General features: G+C 65.3%; 21 protein-coding genes. 16 read left to right on the top strand and 5 right to left on the bottom strand.

Annotation, left to right across the window (positions count from 1 at the left end):
• Position 1: 1 nt before the first annotated feature.
• Positions 2-676 (top strand): HAD family hydrolase, encoded by a 675-nt coding sequence (locus CXR29_RS08985; RefSeq protein WP_127364359.1) that lies wholly within the window; start codon positions 2-4, stop codon positions 674-676.
• A 3-nt stretch (positions 677-679) separates the two neighbouring features.
• Here CXR29_RS08985 and CXR29_RS08980 read toward each other — a convergent pair whose 3' ends face one another.
• A complete protein-coding gene (locus CXR29_RS08980) occupies positions 680-1,489 on the bottom strand; it encodes a RecB family exonuclease (protein WP_127364358.1) in 810 nt (269 codons plus the stop codon).
• 127 nt (positions 1,490-1,616) lie between these two features.
• Between CXR29_RS08980 and CXR29_RS08975 the strand changes: the two genes are divergently transcribed.
• The 3 genes from CXR29_RS08975 to arc are packed head-to-tail and all read left to right on the top strand — an operon-like array spanning position 1,617 to position 5,545.
• The gene (locus CXR29_RS08975; protein WP_025778376.1) at positions 1,617-2,777 is read left to right on the top strand and encodes a site-2 protease family protein; all 1,161 of its coding nucleotides are present in this window, start codon (positions 1,617-1,619) and stop codon (positions 2,775-2,777) included.
• 45 nt (positions 2,778-2,822) lie between these two features.
• Positions 2,823-3,896 (top strand): tRNA (adenine-N1)-methyltransferase, encoded by a 1,074-nt coding sequence (locus CXR29_RS08970; protein WP_127364357.1) that lies wholly within the window; start codon positions 2,823-2,825, stop codon positions 3,894-3,896.
• Positions 3,893-5,545, top strand: coding sequence for a proteasome ATPase (gene arc, locus CXR29_RS08965; RefSeq protein WP_127364356.1), 1,653 nt, complete (start codon positions 3,893-3,895; stop codon positions 5,543-5,545). The genes CXR29_RS08970 and arc overlap by 4 nt, the downstream gene beginning before the upstream one ends.
• Positions 5,546-5,562: 17 nt before the next feature.
• Here arc and CXR29_RS08960 read toward each other — a convergent pair whose 3' ends face one another.
• Positions 5,563-5,967, bottom strand: a complete 405-nt coding sequence (locus tag CXR29_RS08960; protein ID WP_127364355.1) for a DUF3054 domain-containing protein — start codon at positions 5,965-5,967, stop codon at positions 5,563-5,565.
• A 32-nt stretch (positions 5,968-5,999) separates the two neighbouring features.
• On the opposite strand from CXR29_RS08960, the gene dop reads away from it, so the two are divergent.
• The 7 genes from dop to CXR29_RS08925 all read left to right on the top strand — a co-directional run bounded on the left by dop (position 6,000) and on the right by CXR29_RS08925 (position 12,099).
• The gene (gene dop / locus CXR29_RS08955) at positions 6,000-7,529 is read left to right on the top strand and encodes a depupylase/deamidase Dop (protein WP_127364354.1); all 1,530 of its coding nucleotides are present in this window, start codon (positions 6,000-6,002) and stop codon (positions 7,527-7,529) included.
• 11 nt (positions 7,530-7,540) lie between these two features.
• The gene (locus CXR29_RS08950) at positions 7,541-7,732 is read left to right on the top strand and encodes a ubiquitin-like protein Pup (RefSeq protein WP_025778371.1); all 192 of its coding nucleotides are present in this window, start codon (positions 7,541-7,543) and stop codon (positions 7,730-7,732) included.
• A 1-nt stretch (position 7,733) separates the two neighbouring features.
• The gene (prcB, locus tag CXR29_RS08945; RefSeq protein ID WP_127364353.1) at positions 7,734-8,531 is read left to right on the top strand and encodes a proteasome subunit beta; all 798 of its coding nucleotides are present in this window, start codon (positions 7,734-7,736) and stop codon (positions 8,529-8,531) included.
• A gap of 34 nt (positions 8,532-8,565) precedes the next feature.
• Positions 8,566-9,255 (top strand): proteasome subunit alpha, encoded by a 690-nt coding sequence (gene prcA / locus CXR29_RS08940; RefSeq protein ID WP_127364352.1) that lies wholly within the window; start codon positions 8,566-8,568, stop codon positions 9,253-9,255.
• Positions 9,256-10,659: a Pup--protein ligase gene (gene pafA, locus CXR29_RS08935; RefSeq protein WP_127364351.1), complete on the top strand. Its 1,404-nt coding sequence runs from the start codon at positions 9,256-9,258 to the stop codon at positions 10,657-10,659.
• A 64-nt stretch (positions 10,660-10,723) separates the two neighbouring features.
• Entirely contained in the window at positions 10,724-11,680 is a 957-nt protein-coding gene (locus tag CXR29_RS08930) for an FKBP-type peptidyl-prolyl cis-trans isomerase (protein ID WP_241241389.1), read from the top strand.
• 44 nt (positions 11,681-11,724) lie between these two features.
• On the top strand, positions 11,725-12,099 hold the full coding sequence (locus CXR29_RS08925) for an FKBP-type peptidyl-prolyl cis-trans isomerase (protein ID WP_025778366.1): 375 nt from the start codon (positions 11,725-11,727) through the stop codon (positions 12,097-12,099).
• A gap of 146 nt (positions 12,100-12,245) precedes the next feature.
• Here CXR29_RS08925 and CXR29_RS08920 read toward each other — a convergent pair whose 3' ends face one another.
• A complete protein-coding gene (locus CXR29_RS08920; protein ID WP_127364350.1) occupies positions 12,246-13,379 on the bottom strand; it encodes a DUF3866 family protein in 1,134 nt (377 codons plus the stop codon).
• Between the two features lie 40 nt (positions 13,380-13,419).
• On the opposite strand from CXR29_RS08920, the gene CXR29_RS08915 reads away from it, so the two are divergent.
• From CXR29_RS08915 to CXR29_RS08895, 5 genes are all read left to right on the top strand, one after another.
• Positions 13,420-14,442 carry a helix-turn-helix transcriptional regulator gene (locus CXR29_RS08915; RefSeq protein WP_231488558.1) on the top strand — a complete coding sequence of 341 codons (1,023 nt, stop codon included), beginning with the start codon at positions 13,420-13,422 and terminating at the stop codon, positions 14,440-14,442.
• On the top strand, positions 14,426-15,313 hold the full coding sequence (locus CXR29_RS08910) for a WYL domain-containing transcriptional regulator (protein WP_127364349.1): 888 nt from the start codon (positions 14,426-14,428) through the stop codon (positions 15,311-15,313). Before CXR29_RS08915 ends, CXR29_RS08910 begins: the two co-directional genes overlap by 17 nt.
• A gap of 86 nt (positions 15,314-15,399) precedes the next feature.
• A complete protein-coding gene (gene tatA, locus CXR29_RS08905; protein WP_025778362.1) occupies positions 15,400-15,684 on the top strand; it encodes a twin-arginine translocase TatA/TatE family subunit in 285 nt (94 codons plus the stop codon).
• Complete coding sequence (tatC, locus tag CXR29_RS08900) at positions 15,681-16,523, top strand: twin-arginine translocase subunit TatC (RefSeq protein ID WP_420897580.1); 843 nt, start codon at positions 15,681-15,683, stop codon at positions 16,521-16,523. Before tatA ends, tatC begins: the two co-directional genes overlap by 4 nt.
• Positions 16,516-19,236 carry a DEAD/DEAH box helicase gene (locus tag CXR29_RS08895; RefSeq protein ID WP_101555199.1) on the top strand — a complete coding sequence of 907 codons (2,721 nt, stop codon included), beginning with the start codon at positions 16,516-16,518 and terminating at the stop codon, positions 19,234-19,236. The genes tatC and CXR29_RS08895 overlap by 8 nt, the downstream gene beginning before the upstream one ends.
• Positions 19,237-19,247: 11 nt before the next feature.
• Here CXR29_RS08895 and secA2 read toward each other — a convergent pair whose 3' ends face one another.
• Together secA2 and CXR29_RS08885 are read right to left on the bottom strand one after the other, a co-directional pair.
• The gene (gene secA2, locus CXR29_RS08890) at positions 19,248-21,509 is read right to left on the bottom strand and encodes an accessory Sec system translocase SecA2 (RefSeq protein ID WP_127364348.1); all 2,262 of its coding nucleotides are present in this window, start codon (positions 21,507-21,509) and stop codon (positions 19,248-19,250) included.
• Positions 21,510-21,551: 42 nt separating this feature from the next.
• Positions 21,552-23,261: a 5'-3' exonuclease H3TH domain-containing protein gene (locus CXR29_RS08885; protein ID WP_241241388.1), complete on the bottom strand. Its 1,710-nt coding sequence runs from the start codon at positions 23,259-23,261 to the stop codon at positions 21,552-21,554.

Here is a 23,261-nt window from a genome sequence, read left to right as displayed (position 1 = left end):
TATGACGAACCACGCATCAGCCGACCCTTTCGCCGTCCTGTGGGACATGGACGGAACCCTCGTCGACACCGAGCCGTACTGGATCCGCGCCGAGACCGAACTCATGAACGCCCACGGGCTGTCCTGGTCGGAGGAGCAGGGGCTCGAATTCGTCGGCAACGAGCTGATCGTCTCCGCCCGAATGATGCGCGAGGCCGGTCTCGACCTGCCCGCCGAGGAGATCGTCGAGACCCTGATGGGCAATGTCATCGGACAGATCCGAGCATCCGTGCCGTTCCGTCCCGGTGCGCTGGAGCTGCTGGCCGAACTCAAGGCCGAGGGCATCCCGAACGTCATGGTCACGATGTCCTACCGACCACTGGCCGAGGCGGTCATCTCCAGCTGTCCGCCGAACAGCTTCGCCGGTCTCGTCTCCGGCGATGAGGTCTCCGCCGGCAAACCGCACCCCGAGCCGTATCTGCGCGGAGCCGCCCTGCTCGGTCTCGACCCGGCCGACTGCGTGGCCCTGGAGGATTCGAAGCCGGGTCTGGCCAGTGCCGAGGCGGCGGGAACCATTGCCATCGGGATCCCGCATTTCGTCGACCTCGAGCCCCGTCCGGGCCGGATCCTGTGGGACAGCCTCGAAGGCCGCGGAGTCGCCGACCTGCGACGCCTGCGTGCTCAGCAGAGCGCCTGAACCCTAAGCCCCGACGATCTTCGTGATCTCCGGGGTCGGGGGAGCGGTATTGCCCCAGGCCGGGCACAGCGGCTTGAACGTGCACCAATTGCACAGCGGTGACTTCTTCGGCCGCCACCGATCCGACTCGGCCGAGGCGATGATGTCGTTCCAGATGGCATCGATCTCGAACTGCGTCTGTTCGACCTCGGCCATCGTCGGGTGGGATTTCAGCACACTGCGCGAACCCAGGTACATCAGCTGCAGAGTGTGGACGAGTTCGCCGGAGAGGCGGTAGACGACGAGAGCGTAGAAGCCCATCTGGAACTTCGCCTCCCGCCCGTACTGAGGCTTCGGCTGCTTGCCCGTCTTGTAGTCGACGAGCCGCCGCTGGCCACCCGGGGCGACGTCGACCCGGTCGATGAAGCCGCGCAGTTCGAGACCGTTGTCGAGTGTCGTCCGCACGAACTTCTCCGTCTCCTCCGGTTCGAGATGTTCCGGATACTCGAGCACGAAGTAGGAATCGATGAGCCGACGCGCCGATGTGAAGAACGTCTCCTTCTCGGCGTCGTCCCCGAAGATCTCGAGCACCTCCGGATCCTTCTCGACGAGTTCCTCCCACGCCGGCACGAGCATCGTCTGCGCGAGTTCGGCCGTGCGTTCGCCTGCCGGTGCGGTGAACAGCTTCTCGAGCACCGAATGGACCACCGTGCCGCGGAACGCGGCCTGAGAGGGCGGCTCCGGCAGCTTGTCGATGCTGCGGAAACGGAACTTCAGAGGGCATTGGATGAAGTCGTTGGCCCGCGAGGGCGAGAGACTGGTGAGCTCGGCCATAACTCCACTGTAACGACCTGCACGGACACGACGTGGCGACCAGCGGTCGGAGCGTCGTCGCTGTTAGGCTGAGTAACCGACCCTCAGTGGTCCGCTGACCACGACATCGACCGGAGGAACCCCTTCAATGGCCGCGAAAAACCACCACCCCGGTGCGTCATCGGGTCTGCGCTTGGGCACCGTCCTCGGCGCTCCGGTGATTCTGGCGTGGTCGTGGTTCCTCGCCGCCATCGTGATCACCATCCTCTTCACACCGTGGCTCAACCAGGTCCGACCGGATCTGGGCATCGGGGCCTGGTTCGTCGCCTTCGCCTATGCCGTGCTCCTCTTCGCCTCCGTCTTCCTCCACGAACTCGCTCACGGCGTCGCCGGCCAGTTCTACGGGCAGAAGGTCGCCGCGATCGAGCTGAACATCTGGGGCGGGTTCACCCGGTTCGAACCGCAGATGGACAACCCGCGTGACAAAGCGGCGATGACGAGCTTCGTCATCTCGATCGTGGGCCCCATCGTCAACATCGTTCTGGCCCTGCTGGGATGGTGGTGCCTCAGTGCCGCCAGCCCCACCTCGGTGCCGTGGCTGCTGCTCATCGCCGTCACCTTCGCCAACGTCGCCCTCGGCGCCATCAACCTGCTGCCGGGCATCCCGCTCGACGGCGGCTGGGCGCTGCAGGCGATCATGTGGCGCATCACCGGGTCACAGTTTCTGGGCACGATCGTGGCCAGCTGGGTCGGCCGCATCATCGCCGTCGGCTTCATCGGCTGGTCGGTCATCACCCCGCTGCTGGCCGGCGAACGACCCGACCCGCTGACCGTCGCCTGGATGTCACTCATCGCGATCATGCTGTGGTTCTCCGCCGGAGATGCCGCGACCCACGCCAAACGGGCCCGGAAGATGGAGACCTACGACCTCTCCCAGGTCATCCAACCGGCGATCGCGGCCACCTGGGACGCCGACCTGGCCGACACCCTCGACTATGCGAACACGCTCGGGAACGCGAAGGAGCGCACACTCATCGTCGTCCTCGACCAGAAGGGCCTGCCGTACGGTCTCGTCGACCGACACGCCGCAGCGGGCCGGCTCGCCGAGACCCTGGACGCCGTTCCCGCCGGTGAGGTCGCCCGGCCCCTGGCCGGATGGATCGGCGTGCCCAAGGACATCACCGCCCCGCACCTGCTCGAATCGCTCACACATCGACCCAAGGCGCAGTTCAGCCTGGTCATGGACGGCAACACCCTGATCGGAGTCATCGACCTGCAGGAGTTCTTCGACGAGCTGCTCGCAGCCTGAACCGGTTGTGTGAGGCAATCCTCACCAGCGTAGAGTGGACACATCATGACTCAGCCACTCCATTCCCGGCCCCCGCGCGTTCTGGACGCCGGAGAGAAGGTCCAACTCACCGACCCCAAGGGGCGGATGCACACCTTCGTGCTCGCCCCGGGTGAGCACTTCCACACGAACAAGGGCCTCATCAGCCACGATGACATCATCGGGCGCACTGAGGGAATCATCGTCGCGAACACCGGGGGAATCGACTTCCAGGTCTTCCGCCCACGCTACGAAGACTTCGTGCTCTCCATGCCCCGTGGCGCCGCAGTCGTCTACCCGAAGGATTCGGGACTCATCGTCACCCTCGGCGATATCTTTCCCGGGGCCACGGTCGTCGAAGCCGGCGTCGGATCCGGAGCCCTGTCGATGGCGCTGCTGCGAGCCGTGGGCCCGAACGGGTCCGTCCACTCGTTCGAACTGCGTGAGGAGTTCGCGACGATCGCGGCCGGCAACATCGCCGACTTCTTCGACGGCGAACCGGACAACTGGGCGGTCACCGTCGGCGATCTCGCGCAGACCCTGCCGCAGACGTTCGGCCCCGGCAGCGTCGACCGCGTCGTCCTCGACATGCTCACCCCCTGGAACACGCTCGAGGCGGTCAGCGAAGCCCTGACACCCGGGGGAATCGTCATCGCCTACGTCGCCACCGTCCCGCAGCTCTCCCGCTTCGTCGAAGCCCTGCGCGCCACCGGCAGGTTCGCCGAACCCGAGTCCATGGAGGCCATGGTCCGCGGTTGGCACGTCGACGGACTCGCCGTCCGCCCCGACCACCGGATGATCGCCCACACCGGGTTCCTCATCATGGCCCGCCGGATGGCCGACGGCATCAGCCCGCTGGAGAAGAAGAAACGTCCTCAGGGGGCCACCGCGGCCGCCGAGGATGTGGCGGCGTGGACGGAACCGGAAGTCACCGAGGCGGCCATCGGCACCCGCACCGCACACGGGAAGAAGCTGCGCCGGGTGATGCGCGAGGCCGGCAGACGCCTGCGCACCGAGCCCGAAGGCTCCGCAGATGCGCAGTCCACAGATGTCACAGACAGCCCGACCGGCACCAGCACAGGGCCGAAGGAGGATCGATGACAGAGACCACGACCGAAGTGAAGAAGCTGCGCGAGGACACCGCGTCCCTGCGTCAGCAGCTCTACACCGCGGGCAAACGCAACGAGGCACTGTCGAAGACTCTGCGCACGGCCCGTGATGAGCTCGGCAGGATCAAGGAGGAGGCCAGGCGCCTGACCGAGCCGCCGAACAACTGGGGCACACTCATCGCGCTCGGCGAGAACGCGGTGACTGCCGATGTCATCGTCGGCGGCCGCCGGATGCGTGTGGCCGTCGCCCCCGAGGTAGAGCCCGAGAGTCTGCGAGCCGGAGCCGACGTTCTGCTGTCCGAAGGTCTCGTCATCATCGGCACCGGCGACTTCCCACCCGTGGGATCGGTCGTCAACGTCCGCGAATTCGTCGATTCCCAGCGGATCCTCGTCGGAGCCCCCGGCGATGACGAACAGGTCTTCACCCTCGCCGCCGATCTCGTCGACGCAGGGCTGCGCGTCGGCGATGCCGTCGTCGTCGACACCCGCACCCATTACGCCCTGCAGGTCGTCGAGAAGCCCGAGGTGTCCTCGCTGCTGCTCGAAGAGGTCCCCGACATCACCTACTCGGACATCGGCGGACTGGCCGACCAGATCGAGCAGATCAAGGATGCCGTCGAACTGCCCTTCGAACATCCCGAGCTCTACACCGAGCACGGACTCAAACCGCCCAAGGGCATCCTGCTCTACGGGCCTCCCGGCTGCGGAAAGACGCTCATCGCGAAGGCAGTGGCGAATTCCCTGGCCGATCGCACGGGGACGGTCCGCACGAGCAAGACCTACTTCCTCAACATCAAAGGCCCGGAGCTGCTGGACAAGTACGTCGGCGAGACCGAACGCCAGCTGCGCCTGATCTTCGCTCGAGCGCGAGAGAAAGCCTCAGCCGGGTTCCCGGTCGTGGTGTTCTTCGATGAGATGGAATCACTGTTCCGCACCCGCGGCACCGGCAAGTCCTCGGACGTGGAGACGACGATCGTCCCGCAGCTGCTCACCGAGATCGACGGCGTCGAACAGCTCGACAACGTCATCGTCATCGGCGCTTCGAACCGTGAAGACCTCATCGACCCCGCGATCCTGCGCCCTGGCCGACTCGATGTGAAGATCCGCATCGAACGCCCCGACGCCGAGGCGGCCCGCGACATCTTCGAGAAGTATCTGACCGCCGAGCTGCCGCTGCACTCGAGCGTGCTCGCCGGCCACGACACCCCCGCCGAGGCAGTCTCGGCACTCATCGACAGCTGCGTCGAACGGATGTTCGCCGAGACCCCGGAGAACGAATTCGTGGAGGTCAGCTACGCCGACGGGGCGAAGGAAGTCCTTCACTTCTCTGCGTTCGCCTCCGGGGCGATGATCCACAACATCGTCGACCGGGCGAAGAAGGCGGCGATCAAGTCGCTGCTCGACACCGGCGAACGCGGTCTGCGCACCGGGCACTTCGAGGATGCGATCGCCGAAGAGTTCAGCGAACACGAAGACCTGCCGAACACGACGAACCCCGACGAATGGGCACGGATCTCCGGGCGAAAGGGAGAGCGCGTCACCCATCTGCGGATGATGCACCTCGACACGACGAGGGGAGCCCCGACCGTGCCGTACGAGACCGAGATCGCCGAGGTGCGGCCGAATTCCGATCTCGTCTGAATCGGGTAGAGCTGCGCTCAGCGGCCGCGTCTGCGGCGGCCGGAATCGCCGGAGACGGCCGTGGCGATGAGACGCCAGCCGACCAGGGTGATGAGATTGAGCGAGGTCGCGACGATCATGAAGCTCACCGGCACCGAACCCGGATCGCCGCCGGCACCGGTGATTCCGCGCAGAACGAGTCCGACGAGGACCGTGATCGCCCAGACGCCGGTGCCCGTGGCCAGCGGAGCGATCGGTCGATCCCAGACGGCCGTGAGCAGCCAGGCGATGACGAGGGCTGCCACGAACGGCCACGCTGTGGTCATCAGCCCCTGCGGATCGAAATTGTGAGAATGTGTGTAATGACCGACGATCGTGAACAGAACCACGAGAACGAGGTCGACGATCAGGGCGATGGGGAGATGAGATTTCTTCGTTGCCACGTCCCCGAGTCTAGACCGTGGAGGAGAAGCAGATGCTCAGAGTCGGACGCGTCATGGGAGCCGAGACGGAGTTCGGCCTCAGCCAGCCGGGCAACCCGCGGGCGAACCCGATGCGGGACTCGGCTCGTGTCGTCGACGCCTATGCCGGTCCGCGCGGACTGAAGTCGTCCCAGAACTTCTGGGACTTCGCCACCGAGTCTCCGCTGGCCGACGCTCGCGGCTTCTTCATGAACATCGCCGATGCGGACGTCTCGCAGCTGACCCATCTCCCGCAGGACGATGTCGAAGCCCAGTACCTGGCCAACGTCGTCACGGAGAACGGCGCCCGCTACTACGTCGACCACGCTCATCCCGAATACTCCTCCCCGGAAGTGCTCACCCCACGCGATATCGTCACCTTCGACCGGGCCGGCGACCTCGTCGCCCTCGAGTCGGTGCGGACCCTGGAGAAGAGCGCGGAACCGGTCAATCTGTACAAGAACAACACTGATTCCAAGGGAGCCTCCTACGGCACCCATGAGAACTACCTCGTCGACCGGTCCACCGACTTCGACGACCTCGTGGCCGGCCTCGTCCCCTTCTTCGTCACCCGGCAGATCCTGTGCGGATCGGGACGGGTCGGCATCGGCCGCGAGGGCGAGGGCAAGGGGTTTCAGATCTCATCCCGTGCGGACTTCTTCGAAGCCGAGGTGGGACTCGAGACGACCCTGCGGCGTCCGATCGTCAACACTCGTGACGAACCGCACGCCGATCCCGCGAAGTACCGTCGGCTGCACGTCATCATCGGCGACGCCACGTTGGCGGAGCCCGCCACGTTCGTCCGCTTCGGCTCGACCTCCCTCGTCCTCGGCCTCATCGAGGCGGGGCTGGCACCGCGGATCGAACTCGCCGATGCCCTGCAGTCGCTGTGGGACGTCAGCCACGACCTCAGCCTGACCACCCCGCTGCCGCTGACCGACGGGACGACGGCAACGGCGCTCGAGATCCAAGAGACCTTCTACTCAGCCTGCCTCGAACACGCAGACCCCGACGATGCCGAGACGAGTCAGGTGCTCGCCGAATGGCGCCGATTCCTCGACGGACTCTCGACCGACCCGAAGACTCTCGCCGACTCCATCGACTGGGTCGCCAAGTGGGTGCTGGTCGAGAGCTACCGAACACGGGAGGACATCGACTGGGACCACCCGAAGCTCGCCCTCATCGACGTCCAATACCACGATGTGCGCCCGGAGAAGGGGCTCTTCCACAAGCTCGAACGAGCCGGACGCATCCGCCGGATGACCACCGACGCCGAGGTCGAAGCCGCCGTGACCAACGCCCCCGACGGGACCCGGGCGTTCCTGCGCTCCGTGGCGGTCAGCCGCCTCGGCGAGGATCTGGTGGCCGCCAGCTGGGATTCCCTCGTACTCAATGCGGGAGCCTTCGGAGTGGTGCGCCTGCCCATGGACGAACCGCTCAAGGGCACTCGCGAACTGCTCGCCGAACGAGTCGAGAGAATCGAGACCGCCGAGGACCTGCTCAAGGCACTCGGAGTGGATAGACTGAGCGTGAAGAACGACTGAAGGAGTGTGAGATGAGCTCGCAGGAACAGGTCCAGAGAGACAAATCGTCCGGTGGGGGAGACGCCCCCGTCGATCCGCCGGAGGCCGTGCAGGGACAGATCAACACTCAGAACGTCGATTCCATCCTCGACGAGATCGACGGCGTGCTCGAATCGAACGCGGAGGAATTCGTCAAGAACTTCGTGCAGAAGGGCGGCCAATGAGATGGCAGGATTCCCTCCTGCATTCTTGAGTTCGACGAGCAACTCGTTCGTCGAACTCGCCCGTTCCCTCGCCCCCGAGGCGCTGCCGCACCCCGGTGCCCGGGATCTGGCCGAACAGTCCCCGGAGGGCACGACGATCATCTGCTTCCGCACCGCCGGCGGAATCCTCATGGCCGGTGACCGGAGGGCGACGATCGGCAACCTCATCGCCTCGCATTCGATGGAGAAGGTCAAAGCCGCCGATGACTACTCCGTCATCGGCATCGCCGGCACTGCCGGTGTCGCCCTCGACCTCATCCGGCTTTTCCAACTCGAACTCGAACACTACGAGAAGATCGAAGGCGCCCGCCTGTCGCTCAACGGCAAAGCCAACCGACTCGCGGCGATGCTGCGCGGAAACCTCGGCCTGGCGATGCGGGGACTGACCGTCGTCCCGCTGTTCGCCGGAGTCGACGAATCGCGACCCCAGGGCCAGATCTTCAGATTCGACGTCACCGGCGGAAAGTACGAAGAGCACCGGTTCCATTCCATCGGCTCCGGTTCCGGCTTCGCCCGCGGGGCACTGAAGAAGCTGTGGAGGGCCGACCTCGACACACCCTCGGCGATCTCCGTGGCCGTCGAAGCTCTCTTCGACGCCTCCGACGACGACTCGGCGACGGGCGGACCGGACTTCGTCCGCCAGATCGCCCCGACGATCGTCACCGTCGACCTCGACAACGGGGTCACCGAAGTCGATTCCGCCACCGTCTTGGACACCGCCACCGAGGTCGTCGCCCGCCGCACGGCCACCGCCCGGTGATGAGTGCGGCACAGCCACCGCGAAAGGATCGTCGATGAGTCAGGCACCGTTCTACGTCTCGCCCGAACAGCTGATGAAGGACCGGGCGGACTTCGCCCGCAAGGGCATCGCCCGCGGTCGGTCCGTCGTCGTCATGCGCTTCGACGCAGGCATCCTGCTGCTGGCGGAGAACCCGTCACCGACGCTGCACAAGATCGCTGAGATCTACGACCGGATCGGTTTCGCCGCCGTCGGCAAATACAACGAATTCGAGACCCTCCGTCAGGCCGGCGTCCGCTACGCCGACCTGCGGGGATACTCCTACGACCGCACCGACGTCACCGCTCGCGGGCTGACGAACGCGTACGCGCAGACCCTGGCAGGAGTCTTCACCACCGAGTCGAAGCCCTTCGAGGTCGAACTGGTCGTCGCCGAACTCGGACTCACCCCCGAGACCGACCAGCTCTACCGGCTCAGCTACGACGGTTCTGTCATCGACGAGACCGAACATGTGGCCATCGGCGGCCAGGCCGATGCGATCACGGCATCCCTGGCCGGGGTGCGCAGCTCGCAGATGGGACTGCGCGAGGTGTTCAACCACGGTGCCGCCGCTTTGGCCGCCGCAACCCAGGCGAGCCTGGCCACCGACGCACTCGAGGCCGCCGTCCTCGACCGCACGACGACGAAGCAGCGGACGTTCCGCCGCCTCGACGATGCGGCGATGAGCGAACTGCGGGAGGACTGAATGGCACGCATCTACGGGCTCGAAACCGAATACGGACTCGCCCACACCGCCGATCCCGAGGGGCGGCGCATCGGCCCCGAGGAGATCGCCCGCTACCTCTTCCGCCCCGTCGTCGAATGGGGTCGGTCGTCGAACGTGTTCCTGCCCAACGGGTCGCGCCTCTACCTCGACGTCGGCTCCCACCCGGAGTACGCGACGGCCGAGTGCGATGACTTGGGCGACCTGCTCGCCCAGGATCGGGCCGGCGAAGGTCTGATGATCGACCTGCTGGACAAGGCGCAGGCCGCACTCGACGCCGACGGCATCGGCGGACGTGTGCACATGGTCAAGAACAACACGGATGCGGCAGGGAACTCCTACGGCTCGCACGAGAACTTCCTCATCCGCCGCACCCTCGACTTCAACCGTCTGACCACGGTGCTGCTGCCCTTCCTCGTCACCCGGCAGCTGCTCGTCGGTGCCGGAGCCGTGATCCCGCGCCGTTCGGCCTTCACCCCCGATGAGGAAGCCGACCGGTCGGAGATGATGTTCGGTCTCTCCGCCCGATCCGATGTCATGTGGGAGGGACTGTCGTCGGCGACGACACGGTCGCGTCCGATCATCAACGCCCGCGACGAACCGCACGCCGATGCGGAGAAGTACCGGCGGCTGCACGTCATCGTCGGTGATTCCTCGATGTCGACAGCCACCTCGGCGCTCAAGATCGGATCCGCCGTTCTCATGCTCGACCTCATCGAACAGGGGGCGCGGATCCCGGAAAACGGGCTGCGCCACCCGGTGCGCGATATCCGCCTCGTCGCCCGCGATCTCACGGGACGGGTCGTGCTCGAACGCACCGACGGAACCACGACGACGCCGCTGGGACTGCTCGCCGACTACCGGGACCGGGCACAGCGGATCGTGGAATCCGGGGAGCACAGCCTCGGCGACGACGAACTCGCCCACTACATCATCGACCTGTGGACGCGGATGCTCACCGCCGTCGAATCGCAGGACTTCTCGACCGTGGACACGGAGATCGACTGGGTGATGAAACGCACCCTCATCGAACGGTCCATGCAGCGCGGAATCACCGATATCACCGATGCACGCATCCATCGCCTCGACATCGCCTTCCACGACATCACACCCGCAACGGGACTGTTTCCCAAGCTCGAAGCCGCCGGAATGGCGAAGATCCTCGTCCCCGCCGAGGCGGTCGAACGGGCGAAGGACACACCGCCTGCGAGCACACGGGCGGCGATCCGCGGCGAATTCGTCCGCGCGGCCCATGCCGCCCGACGCGACTACACCGTCGACTGGGTGCACCTGCGTCTCAACGACGAATCCGGTCGAGCAGTCGCACTCAAGGACCCGTTCGCCACGACGCACCCGCAGGCGGAAACACTCATCGCGGGCCTGTAAGATCGCCCTGTGATCCGGTCTGGCCCCTATCCGGGCACGGCCTCGGCGTGACGAAAGGAAACCAGTGCGCACCAAAGTGCTCAGCGCCATCGCGGCGGGCCTGTTGCTGCTCTCGGCCTGCGGGCAGGGTGATGAGTCCGAGGACTCGACCACACCTCCGCCGTCGGTGGCCGCTCAGGACGCGAAGTCGAGCAGCCTCGACGACATCACCGTCGACGGCAAGATCGGGAAGAAGCCCGAGGTCAGCTTCGAGGCACCGCTGGTCATGGACAAGACCGAGAAGAAGGTGCTCGAACAGGGCACCGGCGACAAGATCGCCGACGGCGAACAGGTCACGGCACAGATGACGCTGGTCTCCGGCACGACCGGCAAAACCGTCGAATCCAGCTACGACTCGGACGCCGCGGCCGGCTTCCCCATGGACAAGTCGCAGATCTCCGAAGACCTCTACAACGCACTCATCGACGTCAAGGTCGGATCACGCGTGATGATGTCGCTCAACGGCAGTGCCCAGCAGGGCGAAGCCTCTCAGACGCTCGTCTACGTCATCGACATCGAGGACGCGAAGAAGCCGTTGACCCGCGCCGAGGGTGAGAAGGCCGATCAGTCGGACAACCCCGTGACCGTGAAGTGGGGCGACGACGGTGCCCCGTCGATCTCGAAGCCGAAAGGCAAGAAACCGACCGAGCTTGAGACCTACACGACGATCGAAGGCAAAGGCGACGAGGTCAAGAAGGGTCAGAGCGTCGCCGTGAAGTACTCCGGCTGGCTCTGGGACGACACCTCGAAGACCTTCGACTCGAACTGGAAGAAGGACGGACAGCCCTTCGTCGTCGCCCCGGTCGGCGAGGCTCAGGTCATCGACGGCTGGAACGAGGGACTCGTCGGTCAGAAGGTCGGCGACCAGGTCGTCCTCGTCGTCCCGCCGGACAAGGGCTACGGCAAACAGGGCAGCGAACCGTCCATCCCGGGGGATGCGACCCTGATCTTCGTCGTCGACATCCTCTCGGCCCAGGGCTGAGACCCGATCCGATCACTCAACAGAACCGACACCAGGAGGAACACATGAGCAAGCAGAAGCCCGAAGTCGACTTCCCCGGCGGAGACGCCCCGACCGAGCTCATCATCACCGATGATGTCATCGGCACCGGCGCCGAGGCGGGGCCCGGCGACACCGTGAGCGTGCACTACGTCGGAGTCGCCCATTCCACGGGCGAGGAATTCGACGCCTCGTACAACCGCGGCACCCCGCTGGAATTCCGTCTCGGCTCCGGAATGGTCATCTCCGGCTGGGACCAGGGCATCCAGGGTATGAAGGTCGGTGGACGCCGCACCCTGCAGATCCCGCCGCACCTGGCGTACGGCGATCAGGGCGCCGGCGGAGTCATCCAGCCCGGAGAGTCGCTCATCTTCGTCTGCGACCTCGAGAACGTGCGCTGAGCATCAGCACGATGATCAGCACGCGCTGATCCTGCCAGACGACTGTGGCCGGGTTCTTCGGACCCCGGCCACATCTGTCTTCTCTGTCTTCGCCGACACGGAGGGGGATTCTGCGGAGATGAGGCGGTGACCTGTGTTCGACGCGGTCAGCGGCGGACGAGCCCGGCGGCGCAGCGTCCCGCGGCGGCCGCGGCGAGGAACGATGCCGCATCGGCCGGCAGCTTCCTGCCCATCGTCGACAGACGCACCGGTGAGGCACGCAGCGCATCCCACAGTCCCATCAGATCGACGTCGACGAGATCATGCATCTCAAGCCGGGACAGCTGCTCGGCCACCGTCGCGGTCACGACTTCGGGATCCGGGTCCATCTCGGTTCGCTCCGCCTCGGTGAGGGTGGAGAAGTCGGGCACCGGCACGGTCATCCCCGGTCGAGCGATCTCACTCAACGGCGTCAGCGAATGATGGGAGATGCCGAAATGACGGCCGCGGGCATCGGCATTCGACATCCGCAGCAGGCCGACAGGACGCCCGTCGAGCAGGGCTGCGGCGTTGAGGTGCTCTCCGGTGACCAGACCCGAATAGCCGTACTTCGTGCCGGTGCCGAGGTTCCCGGGTCCCTGCGCGACGATGGCGATGTCGGCGTCCATCACATGCTTGGCCGCGAGCAGTCCCGTATGGACCGTCACCGCTTCGAGGTCTCCGCCCCAGGCCTGCCCGGTGCTGATCACGCCCTTAAGCCAGCCGGCCTCCTTGAGCCCGGCGACGGCCTGAGAGAACGGGGCCGGCAGAGCCGCGCCGTCACTGAGCACATACGCCACCGACAGCGACGGGTCGACGGCGCGGATTCCGGCGATCGCCGCGGGCAGAGCCGAATGCAGATCGGCGACGATCACGGGCATGCCGTCGAGGTGCTCCGCCTCGGCGAGGGTGGAATGATGCTGCGACTCCTGATCGTCGACGCCGAGGACCATCGTCTGCAACGGGGAATAGCGGTCCTTGACGAGATGGCCGGGACCCTCCGGAGGATCGGTCGGCAGTGCATCGGGCAGGGCGACGATGAGACCGAAGCCGCCGGTGCCCAGCCTCTTCGCCAGAGCCGAGACATTGACGATGACGGTGTCCTGGCTCTGCGGTTGTCCTACGGCATCGGTGTAGGCGATCGCCCGGATGGATCTCACATCGGTTCCCGGCACAGTCTCGTCCAGGTCGACGTCGAGCTCTGTGTATCCTGGCCGGGTGGAGCGAATCGCTGCGACGATTCCTTTGCGCCAATGAATCATGGTCCCAAGACTATCGCCCGGCCTAGGTTACGGTGGAATCGTGAATACACCTCGCACCAGCAGACAGAGACAGCAGACCGAACGGCTGATGAATCTGCTGATCGCCCTGCGCGCTTCCCGCGGCTGGGTGTCGCGCAAGACGCTGATGAGCGCCATCGACGGCTATTCCGGGCTCGATGAGGTCGCCTTCGATCGCAAATTCTCCCGCGACAAGGAGCTGCTGCGACACATGGGCATCACCATCGCAACGCGAGCCGAACACGATGTCTACGGTGATGCGGGGGAGACGGGGTATCGGATCTCCACCGCCGACTATGCGATGGGCGACGTCGACCTCACTCCCGCAGAGGTGGCCGCTGTGACCGTGGCCGCCGCGTTCTGGTCCGAGACCGAGCTCGGGGAGTCCTCGTCTCAGGCGCTGACGAAGCTGCGCGCACTCGGCATCGACCTCGACCAGTCCGCCGACGGGCCGGGAAACGTCGATCCGGGTACCGCCGCACACCGGCTGGCCAGCGCGAACTTCGCCACCGCCCTCCACCACATCAACGCCCGCGAAGCCATCGGCTTCCGGTATCACAAGCCCGGTCAGAGCGTGCGGAAGGTGAAGCTGGAACCCTATGCGCTGCTCAGCCGCGGCGACCGTGTCTACCTCTTCGGCTTCGACCTCGACCGCGAGGCCCGACGCACCTTCCGGCTCTCCCGCGTCGAGGGTGGGATCGCGAAGCTCAGTGGCCGCGAACCCGGAGACTATGAGATCCCCGAGGACTTCTCCCCGCAGCTGGCGCTGCAGTCGAGTTCCGAGATGGCCGTCGTCGCCGAGGCGACGCTGCACATCCGCGCTCACCGGGCCGATCCGCTGCGCCGTCGACGGATCCGCAGCGACGGCGACGAGGTGGTCATCGGCTATTCCGATGTCGATGCCCTCGCCGCCGAGATCGTCGGCTTCGGGGACGCCGTGGACGTGGTCGATCCGCCCGAACTCGTGCGCGCCGTCGACCGCAGACGCGAAACGATTCGCCGATCGCTCAACCGTTTGGGAGGCACCAGTGTCCTCAGCGCGTGAACGCCTCACCCGATTGCTCAGCCTCGTCCCGTACCTCGATGCCCATCCGGGCGCGGATCTCGAAGAGACCGCTGCCTATTTCGGCATCGACTCCGCCACCCTCATCGACGATCTCCAGCTGCTCTTCGTCACCGGTCGACCCGGCCATATGCCCGATGACCTCATCGATGCGTCGTGGGAGGGCGGGCAGATCTTCATCTCCAACGCCGAAGAGGTCTCCATGCCCGTGCGGCTCAGCGCCGAGGAGGCCGGAATCCTCGTGCTCGCTCTCGACATGCTCTCGTCCCTGCCAGGGCTCGATTCCGCGGCGGTGGCCACCGCCGCGGCCAAATTGCGCGCAGCGGCAGGAGAGAACCTGCGCACGGCGGTCGACGTCAGCCCCATCGACGCCGACGAAGAGCTTCTGGCCGCTCTGCGAAAAGCGGTGGAAGACGGCACTGCGCTGCGGATCGACTACTATGTGGGCTCCCGTGACGAACTCACCACGCGGACCATCGCCCCGACCCGGCTGGTCCCCGGTGCTGACTGGTACGTCGATGCGTGGTGCTATTCGGCCGGAGCGCCTCGCCGTTTCGCGCTGGGTCGCATCCGGTCCTGGGAGTCGGCCGCGCATCCGCCGATGGCGGTCAGCGTTGCCACAACGAACTCCTATGAGGTCACCCTCGGCCTCGCAGCCGCGGGAGCATGGCTGGCAGATGAACTCGACGTGACGAATCGGGAGTACCTCGACGATGGAGACACGAGCGTGCGCATCCGCCTGCTCGTGCATTCTGTGGATTGGCTCAGCCGGTTCCTGCTCTGTCATGCCGATGTCATCACCGAGATCGACGACACCGAAGCCGTTGCGGGCGCCATGAACAGGCTCGGCTGAGACGAAGACGCCGTCCGGAAGTGGATGAAAGGCTCAGCCGCAGCGCGTAGACTCTTCCACAGCATCAACAATCCAAGGAGCTCCCCATGAGACCAAGTTTCGTGCAGATCGCGATCGTGATCCTCATCATCGTGATCATCTTCGGCGCACCCAAACTGCCGCAGCTGGCCCGAAGCCTGGGACAGTCGATGAAGATCTTCAAGTCCGAGGTCAAGGATCTGCGCGGCGACGAGGACGAATCCGGCAAGAGCACCGAGCCGGGAGCGCTCAACCAGAACTCCTCGACCGATTCCTCCACGTCCGCCGGTGAGACCACCGGCACCGAGGAGTCGCGGCGAGAGAAGCAGGACCCGCAGTCTCACGAGAAGTGAAAGAGAACAGTCAGCGGAAGCCCTCTCGATCACGGAAGAACAATCCTGAGAAGAAGATGCCCGTCGTCGGGCACCTCGTCGAGTTGCGCAACCGCGTCATCATCTCCGCCATCGCCATCGCTCTGGGTGCGGTGGCAGGCTGGTTCCTCTACGACCCCGTCCTCGACATCCTCCAAGAGCCGATCCGCACGATCCGCGACAACGGCGGACGGATGGCCGAGATCAACTTCGCCGGAGTCGCCTCACCCTTCGATCTGAAGATCAAACTCTCGTTCTTCATCGGGCTCTTCCTTTCCTGCCCGATCTGGCTCTACGAGGTCTGGGCCTTCATCGTCCCGGGGCTGAAGCGCAAGGAGAAGCTGTACTCCCTCGGTTTCCTCGGGGCAGCGATTCCGCTGTTCCTGGCGGGGTCGACGATGGCGTTCTTCGCATTGCCCAATGCCGTGAAGGCTCTGACCTCGTTCACTCCCGAGGGCGGCACGAACATCATCCCGGCGCAGGACTACCTGAGCTTCGTGATGATCATCATCGTGGTCTTCGGGCTCGCCTTCGTCCTGCCGGTGCTCATGGTGGGACTGAACATGCTCGGAATCCTGTCGGCGGAGAGGATCATGAAGTCATGGCGGGTCATCGTCTTGCTCGTGTTCCTGTTCGCCGCGATCGCCACCCCGACTCCGGACGCAATGTCCATGTTCTTCCTCGTCATCCCCATGATGACCCTGTTCTGCCTGGCCTGGGTGATCTGTGTGCTCAATGATCGCCGACGTAAGAAGCGCCTCATCGCGCAGGGTCTGTGGGTCGACGAGGACGAACTGACCGACGAAGAGAAGAATGACTGACCCCACACCGCTTTCGACCGAGACTCCTGCGGCGGAGTCACTGAGTCCCTCCGCCGCCTATGCCGACTTCAAGGCGCGTGCGGATTTCGCCCGCACCCCCTTGGGACAGTTCATGGAGCGCACCGAGTTCGCCCTCGACGACTTCCAGGTCGAAGCCTGCAGTCACCTGCAGGAAGGGGAGGACGTGCTGGTCACGGCGCCGACCGGCGCAGGCAAGACGCTCATCGCGGAGTTCGCCGTGGAACTGGCCCGGGGCGAGGGCAAACGGGTCTTCTACACCACGCCGATCAAGGCGCTGAGCAATCAGAAATTCAACGACCTCGCCGAGGTCCATGGGGCAGACAATGTCGGGCTGCTCACCGGTGACACGTCGATCCGCCGCGATGCGCCGATCATCGTCATGACCACCGAAGTGCTGCGCAATATGCTCTACAACGACGTGGCGGGTCTGTCGGATCTCGGCTTCGTCGTCCTCGACGAAGTTCACTACCTCGCCGACCGGTTCCGTGGGCCGGTGTGGGAGGAGGTCATCATCCATCTTCCCGACCGTGTGCAGATGGTGTCGCTGTCGGCGACGGTGTCCAATGTCGAAGAGTTCGGAGCCTGGCTGCGTGAGGTCAGAGGACCGACGACGATCGTCTCGACGAGTCACCGGCCGGTGCCGCTGGTCAACCATGTCCTGGTCGGCCACCGGATGTACGACCTATTCACGCACAGCGATTCCGACCGGATCGACCCGGCTCTCAACCACGCCACCCGCACGCACGGGGGCCCACGGTCGAAACGGGCACGTGCCACCCGGGCGCGTTTCCGCCGCCCCAGCCGCACCCAGGTGGTGGCATCACTCGCCGAGGCGGCGATGCTGCCGGCGATCATGTTCATCTTCTCCCGCAACGGCTGCGATGAAGCCGTCGAACAGTATCTGAGCACGGGCACCGACCTCAACTCCCGCGAAGAGAAGACGATCGTCAACGCCGCTCTCGAGTCGCTGCGCGATGATCTCGCCGACGAGGATCTCGGCATCCTCGGCTATCACACCTTCCGGGAAGGTCTGCTGCTCGGAGTGGCCGCGCACCATGCGGGGATGATCCCGCAGTTCAAACAACTCGTCGAAGAGCTGTTCTCGCAGGGAATCATCAAGGTCGTCTTCGCCACCGAGACCCTGGCGTTGGGCATCAACATGCCCGCTCGCACCGTCGTGCTCGAGAAGCTCGTGAAATTCAACGGCGAAGCGCATGTGATGATCACTCCGGGGGAGTACACCCAGCTGACCGGACGTGCCGGTCGCCGCGGAATCGACCGCATCGGCCATTCCGTCGTGGTGTGGCACCCGACCATCGAGGTCAGCGAGCTGGCGGCCCTGGCGTCGAACCGTTCCTACGCGCTGAACTCGGCGTTCGGACCGACGTACAACATGACGGCGAATCTGCTGTCGCGGATGAGCTCCGAGGAAGCGGCCAAGGTGCTCGAAACCTCGTTCGCCCAGTTCCAGGCCGATAAGGCCGTGGTCGGCCTGGCGCGAAAGGTGCGCAAGAACGAAGCCACGATCGAGGCGTATGAGAAGTCGATGCACTGCGACCTGGGTGACTTCTCGGAATACGCCGGGCTGCGTCGGGCGATCTCGGACACGCAGAAGCAGGAGACCAGGACGAAATCGCGGAACAGGCAGCGCGATATCGTCGAGTCCCTCACCGCGCTCAAGATCGGCGATGTGGTGACGATGCCGGCCAAGCGGGTCGGTGGTCGCGCGGTCATCATCGCTCCGATGAGCAACAAAGACGGTGTCTCCCGACTTCCCACCGTCCTCACCGAACAGGGCAAGGTGTGGCACCTGCGCCCGCACGAGGTGACCGAACCCGTCGCCTCGCAGGGGCGAGTCCGGGTGCCGAAGAAATTCAACCATCGGCAGGCAGGCGACCGCAGGCAGCTGCTGTCCATCCTCGAGGCCGCCATTCACGATGGCCGAGTGGATTCCGAAGCCCACTGGGAATCGAGCCGACAGCATCAGGGCGAGAGCACCACAGTGGCCGAGCTCCAGGCGCAGATGCGGGCACACCCGTGCCACGACTGCCCGGATCGGGAGCTCCACGCCCGTTGGGCCAACCGCGCGGACAAGCTCATCCGGGAGAACGAATCGCTCATCGCCCGCATCGAAGGACGCACCACCTCGATCGCTCTGGTCTTCGACCGGGTCCAGGACGTGCTGCGGGGACTCGGGTTCGACCCCGAGCATTCGACGATGCTGCGTCGGATCTACGGCGAACGGGATCTTCTGGTGGCGCTGACGATCCGGGCCGGGCTGTGGGACAGACTCAATGAGCCGGAGCTCGCAGCGTTCGCATCGATCTTCGTCTTCCAATCGCGCAGAGACACCCTGACCGCGCATCGGGCGCCGAGCGCCGATCTCAAGGCCGTCTGCGATGAGTCCGAGACGATCTGGCGTCGACTCTTCCACCTGGAAGAGCAGCACGCACTGAATACGACGGACGAACCGGATCGCGGGCTGATCAGACCGATGTACCGGTGGACCGAAGGCAAAACGCTGTCGGAGTCACTGCGGGGCAGCGATATCGCCGCCGGAGACTTCGTCAGATGGGCCAAGCAGAGTCTCGATCTCCTCGGTCAGGTCGCTGAGGTCATCGACCCGCAGACCGCGGTGCGCGTGCGTCGTACGGTCGAAGCGATCCGGCGCGGAGTCGTCGCCGACTCCTGAGCGTCATCGTCTCAGCGACGGACCTTCTTGACGATGTTCTCGATATCGGAGCCGAAGGCGTTCTCCGTCGTCAGGTAGGTCCACGTCGACGACGGACGCTTCAGCCCGTGCGATTCGAGGTCGATTCCCTCCTCGGTGATCGTCGCCTCCTTGATCGTCGCCGTCGAATCGTCGATGACATCGGACCAGAAGGATGAGAAGACGCGGATCGATTCGGTGTTGAACGCTTCGTGCGGCTTCTCTCTGGCGAAGGTGCGCAGGTGGATGCCCTCTCGCAGGTCGTTGAGGAAGGCGAGGTGATCGACCCAGCGTGCGTCGAGGTGGAAGAGCATGACCTCGCGGAGAACCGAGTCGAGCAGCTCCTCCGAGTGCTCCTGCGCGATCTCATCGGCACGGTCGCCGAGTTCCTTGCGCAGCTGTTCGACGGGTTCGTCGGCCTTGCGGATCTCGGCTCGGCGTTCGAGGACGAGCTCACGCTGTTTGGCCATGAGCTCATTGAAGCGCCAGGTGTCACGATGCAGAGCGGTGTTCTGGCCTTCGGCGATGCGCTGAGCGTGTTCGACGAGGCCGAGTGCGCGCTTGGATTCGATGAGCCCGGTCTCATCACCCTCGGAGACGAAGCGTTGGATCTCGGGAACCCTGGTGACCAGTTCGTCTTCGAGGCTGGTGAAGAACACAGACGTGCCGGGATCGCCCTGACGACCCGCGCGTCCGCGCAGCTGGTCATCGAGTCGGGATGACGGATAGCGACCGGCACCGATGACGAGGAGGCCCCCGGCCTCGGCGACGTCGTCATCGGCCAGTCGGATATCCGTGCCGCGACCGGCCATCTGCGTCGACACCGTCACGGCGCCCGGCGCGCCGGCCTTCGCGATGATCTCGGCTTCCCGGGAATCGTCCTTCGCATTGAGGACGGCGACGTCGATTCCGCGTTCGGTGAGCCGTTCGGCCAGGGACTCGCTCTCTGCCACCGATGAGGTGCCGATGAGTACGGGACGTCTGCGGGCGTGATTGTCGACGACTTCCTCGACGATCGCGCGTTCCTTCGACTCCTGATAAGTGAACAGGCGATCGGGTTCGTCGCTGCGGATCACTGGCAGATGTGTGTCGATGGGGACGATCTCCAGCCCATAGAATTCGCGCAGATCGTCACCGACGGCCAGCGCGGTGCCGGTCATACCGCACACGGTCTCATAGCCGTGGATGAGCTCTTCGACCGTCATCTGGTCGAGGATCTCCCCGCTGTCGGTGGCGTCGAGGCTCTCCTTGGCTTCGACTGCGGCCTGGAGCCCGTCGGGCCAGCGCTGGAGTTCGGCCACGCGGCCTCGGGAGGAGGAGATGAGTTTGACGCGTCCGTCGACGACGAGGTAATCGACATCGCGTTTGACCAGCGCCCGGGCGTGGAGAGCGAGATTGACGGCGGCGAGCGTCTCGGAATCCTCTTTGAAGAGTTCGACGTCGAGTTCGTCCTCGACCCTGTCGACTCCGGCATCGGTGAGTGAGACGGCATGTCGGTCGGCACTGACTTCGAAGTCGGTGTCCGGACTGAGTCGGGACACGAGCGCTGCGATCGCGGTATCGGTGTCCTGGACGCTGGCCGAACCGGCGAGGACCAGCGGCACACGTGCCTCATCGATGAGCACGGAATCGGCCTCGTCGACGATGACGACGTCGCGTTCGGGCACCCGCTGATCGGCATCCTCGGTGACGAACCGGTCGCGGAGGACATCGAAACCGACCTCGGTCACCGACGCATAGACGACTTCGGCACGGTAGGCCCCACGTCGTTCATCGTCGGCCTGTGCGCCCGAGATCGAAGCGGATTTCACACCGAGGAGGTCGAACAGCGGTTTCATCCAATTGCGGTCTCGAACGGCGAGGTAGTCGTTGACGCTGACGACGTGCACGCGTCGTCCCTGCAGTGCGTAGCCGGCTGCCGCCAGCGCGCCGACGAGGGTCTTGCCCTCACCGGTGGCCATCTGCACGATGCTGCCCTGCAGGAGTCCGACGAGCCCTCGCAGCTGAGTGTCGTAGGCTCGTTCGTCGAGGACCCGCTTACCGGCTTCGCGTGCCAGAGCACAGTAGCGGATGAGCGTCTGCTGCTGGCTGCCCGATGCGAAGACCTCACCGGCGGCCTCCGTGAGTTCGGAATCGCTGAGTTCGGAGAATTCGCGCCCGGCCGCGTCCAGATCGTCGGCGGCGCGCTCGAACCAACCTGTCGTCTTCTCCGCATGAGAGCCGGGTCGGTTGAGCAGGCGAGAAAAGAATCCCATTGTCGTCCTTCGTCGTTGGTGCGTCGGTGTCGAGTCTAGCGTTCAGGACATGGGCCACGAACCGTCGACGACGGCCTCGGCGTTGCCCTTCTTCCGCAGCCAGGCCTGCAGTCCTGCCGCCTGTGAGCGCTTCCAATCGGCCTGTGCGGCCATGATCTCATCGTTGCTCAGCGCGGAGATTTCCGTGGACTTTTCGGCCAATGCTCGGGAAATGTCCAGAGCGGCCAGGGCGTCGGCGGCGGCATCGTGGGCGTCGAGGAGTTCGATGCGGTAGGTCTTCGCCGTCTCGATGAGCGTTCGTTTTCCCCTGCGATAGGGGTCGATCTGTTTGTCGACGACGAATGTGTCGACGATCGTCGGGATGATCGAGGCGAAATCGATGTCCGGTCGATGGCGGGCGACTTCCGCTGCCATCACACTGAGGTCGTAGACGACGTTGTGCCCGACGACGACGGCGCCTTCTTCTCGGAGTGCGGCGAATTCTGCGCACAGTTCACTGACGACCTGGGCGGCGGCCGAACCGTTGGCGCGTGCGAATTCGGTGGTGATGCCGTGGACGGCACGCGCCGATTCCGGGATCTCGATGCCCGGATCCGCCAGCCATGTGCGCACCTGAGCAGGCGAGTCGACGAAGGCGGCGGTGACGATGCGGGCGGTGGCCGGTTCGACTCCGGTGGTCTCGAGGTCGAAGCCGACGAGCCGTGACTGCACCCATGAATCGGCCCCGGCCGACCGCGGCGCCGATTCGGCGGACTCGGTCGACTTGGGCTGCGCGACCGCGTCGGACTGTGCGGCCGCCTGGGAGGCGGCCACGTGCGAGGCTGCGGCAGCGTCGGCTCCCGACACGGATTCGAGCGCACTGGTGAGGTTGTCGACGGAACGGCGGATGTTCTGCCCGTCAGCGGCGTCCTCGACCGCGGCGCGGTCAAGGCCGTTCGGGACGCTGTCGAGGTCGATGCCGTGGTCGACGTCGGTCAGACAGCGCATCACCTCGAGCGTCTTGTGCAGGGTCTCTTCGACCTCAATGATCGTTGCGGCCCGCTTCGGGCTGAGGCCACCGGTCTTCACGCCGGCTTTGGCGGCCTTGATGATCGATTCGATGGAACCGAAGTTCTCCAGTAGGGTCGCCGCAGTCTTCTCCCCGATCCCGGGGGCTCCGGGCAGCCCGTCGGACGGGTCGCCGCGCAGAGCTGCCAGCTCACGGTAGCGGGTGCCGTCGGGCACTCCGTAGGCGTTCGGCAGATCCGCCTGGGTCAGGGCCTCCCACTCGCCGCCCTTGCGGGGGCGCAGAACACTGACATCGGCGGACGAGTCGAGCAGCGCCAGCAGGTCCCGATCGGGGGAGACGATGATCACGGGGGTCGTCGATTGTGCGGCCATCGTGGCGATGACGTCATCGGCTTCGGTTCCGGCCACCTCGGCGATGGGGATTCCGGCAGCGCTGAGGACGCGATTCATGATCGGCAGCTGCACTGCCAGCTCGGGAGGGATCTCCGTGCCGGCCTCCTCATCTTTGACGCGTGCGGCCTTGTATTCGGGCATGATCGCGGTACGGAAGGCCGGACGCCAATCGGCGTCCATCGTCGCAATGACACGATCGGTGTCGAAGCGGCGCACCATCTGGGCAACGGTGTCGAGCACCCCGCGCACGGCGTTGACCGGATGACCGTCGGCATTGACGATCGAATCCGGCACCGAATAGAAGGCGCGATAGTACAGAGCTGGCGTATCGAGCAGAACCAAGGGCTTCAC

The sequence above is a fragment of the Brevibacterium linens genome (assembly GCF_003999335.1).
In the GTDB taxonomy this organism is placed as follows: Bacteria; Actinomycetota; Actinomycetes; order Actinomycetales; family Brevibacteriaceae; genus Brevibacterium; species Brevibacterium linens.
This window is presented reverse-complemented; position numbering and strand designations above follow the sequence as displayed.

Excerpts from the sequence above, each read along its gene's own strand:
- CXR29_RS08985 (WP_127364359.1), top strand. The coding sequence starts at position 2 with ATGACGAACCACGCATCAGCCGACCCTTTCGCCGTCCTGTGGGACATG.
- CXR29_RS08980 (WP_127364358.1), bottom strand. The coding sequence starts at position 1,489 with ATGGCCGAGCTCACCAGTCTCTCGCCCTCGCGGGCCAACGACTTCATC.
- CXR29_RS08975 (WP_025778376.1), top strand. The coding sequence starts at position 1,617 with ATGGCCGCGAAAAACCACCACCCCGGTGCGTCATCGGGTCTGCGCTTG.
- CXR29_RS08970 (WP_127364357.1), top strand. The coding sequence starts at position 2,823 with ATGACTCAGCCACTCCATTCCCGGCCCCCGCGCGTTCTGGACGCCGGA.
- arc (WP_127364356.1), top strand. The coding sequence starts at position 3,893 with ATGACAGAGACCACGACCGAAGTGAAGAAGCTGCGCGAGGACACCGCG.
- dop (WP_127364354.1), top strand. The coding sequence starts at position 6,000 with ATGCTCAGAGTCGGACGCGTCATGGGAGCCGAGACGGAGTTCGGCCTC.
- CXR29_RS08950 (WP_025778371.1), top strand. The coding sequence starts at position 7,541 with ATGAGCTCGCAGGAACAGGTCCAGAGAGACAAATCGTCCGGTGGGGGA.
- prcB (WP_127364353.1), top strand. The coding sequence starts at position 7,734 with ATGGCAGGATTCCCTCCTGCATTCTTGAGTTCGACGAGCAACTCGTTC.
- prcA (WP_127364352.1), top strand. The coding sequence starts at position 8,566 with ATGAGTCAGGCACCGTTCTACGTCTCGCCCGAACAGCTGATGAAGGAC.
- pafA (WP_127364351.1), top strand. The coding sequence starts at position 9,256 with ATGGCACGCATCTACGGGCTCGAAACCGAATACGGACTCGCCCACACC.
- CXR29_RS08925 (WP_025778366.1), top strand. The coding sequence starts at position 11,725 with ATGAGCAAGCAGAAGCCCGAAGTCGACTTCCCCGGCGGAGACGCCCCG.
- CXR29_RS08920 (WP_127364350.1), bottom strand. The coding sequence starts at position 13,379 with ATGATTCATTGGCGCAAAGGAATCGTCGCAGCGATTCGCTCCACCCGG.
- tatA (WP_025778362.1), top strand. The coding sequence starts at position 15,400 with ATGAGACCAAGTTTCGTGCAGATCGCGATCGTGATCCTCATCATCGTG.
- CXR29_RS08895 (WP_101555199.1), top strand. The coding sequence starts at position 16,516 with ATGACTGACCCCACACCGCTTTCGACCGAGACTCCTGCGGCGGAGTCA.
- secA2 (WP_127364348.1), bottom strand. The coding sequence starts at position 21,509 with ATGGGATTCTTTTCTCGCCTGCTCAACCGACCCGGCTCTCATGCGGAG.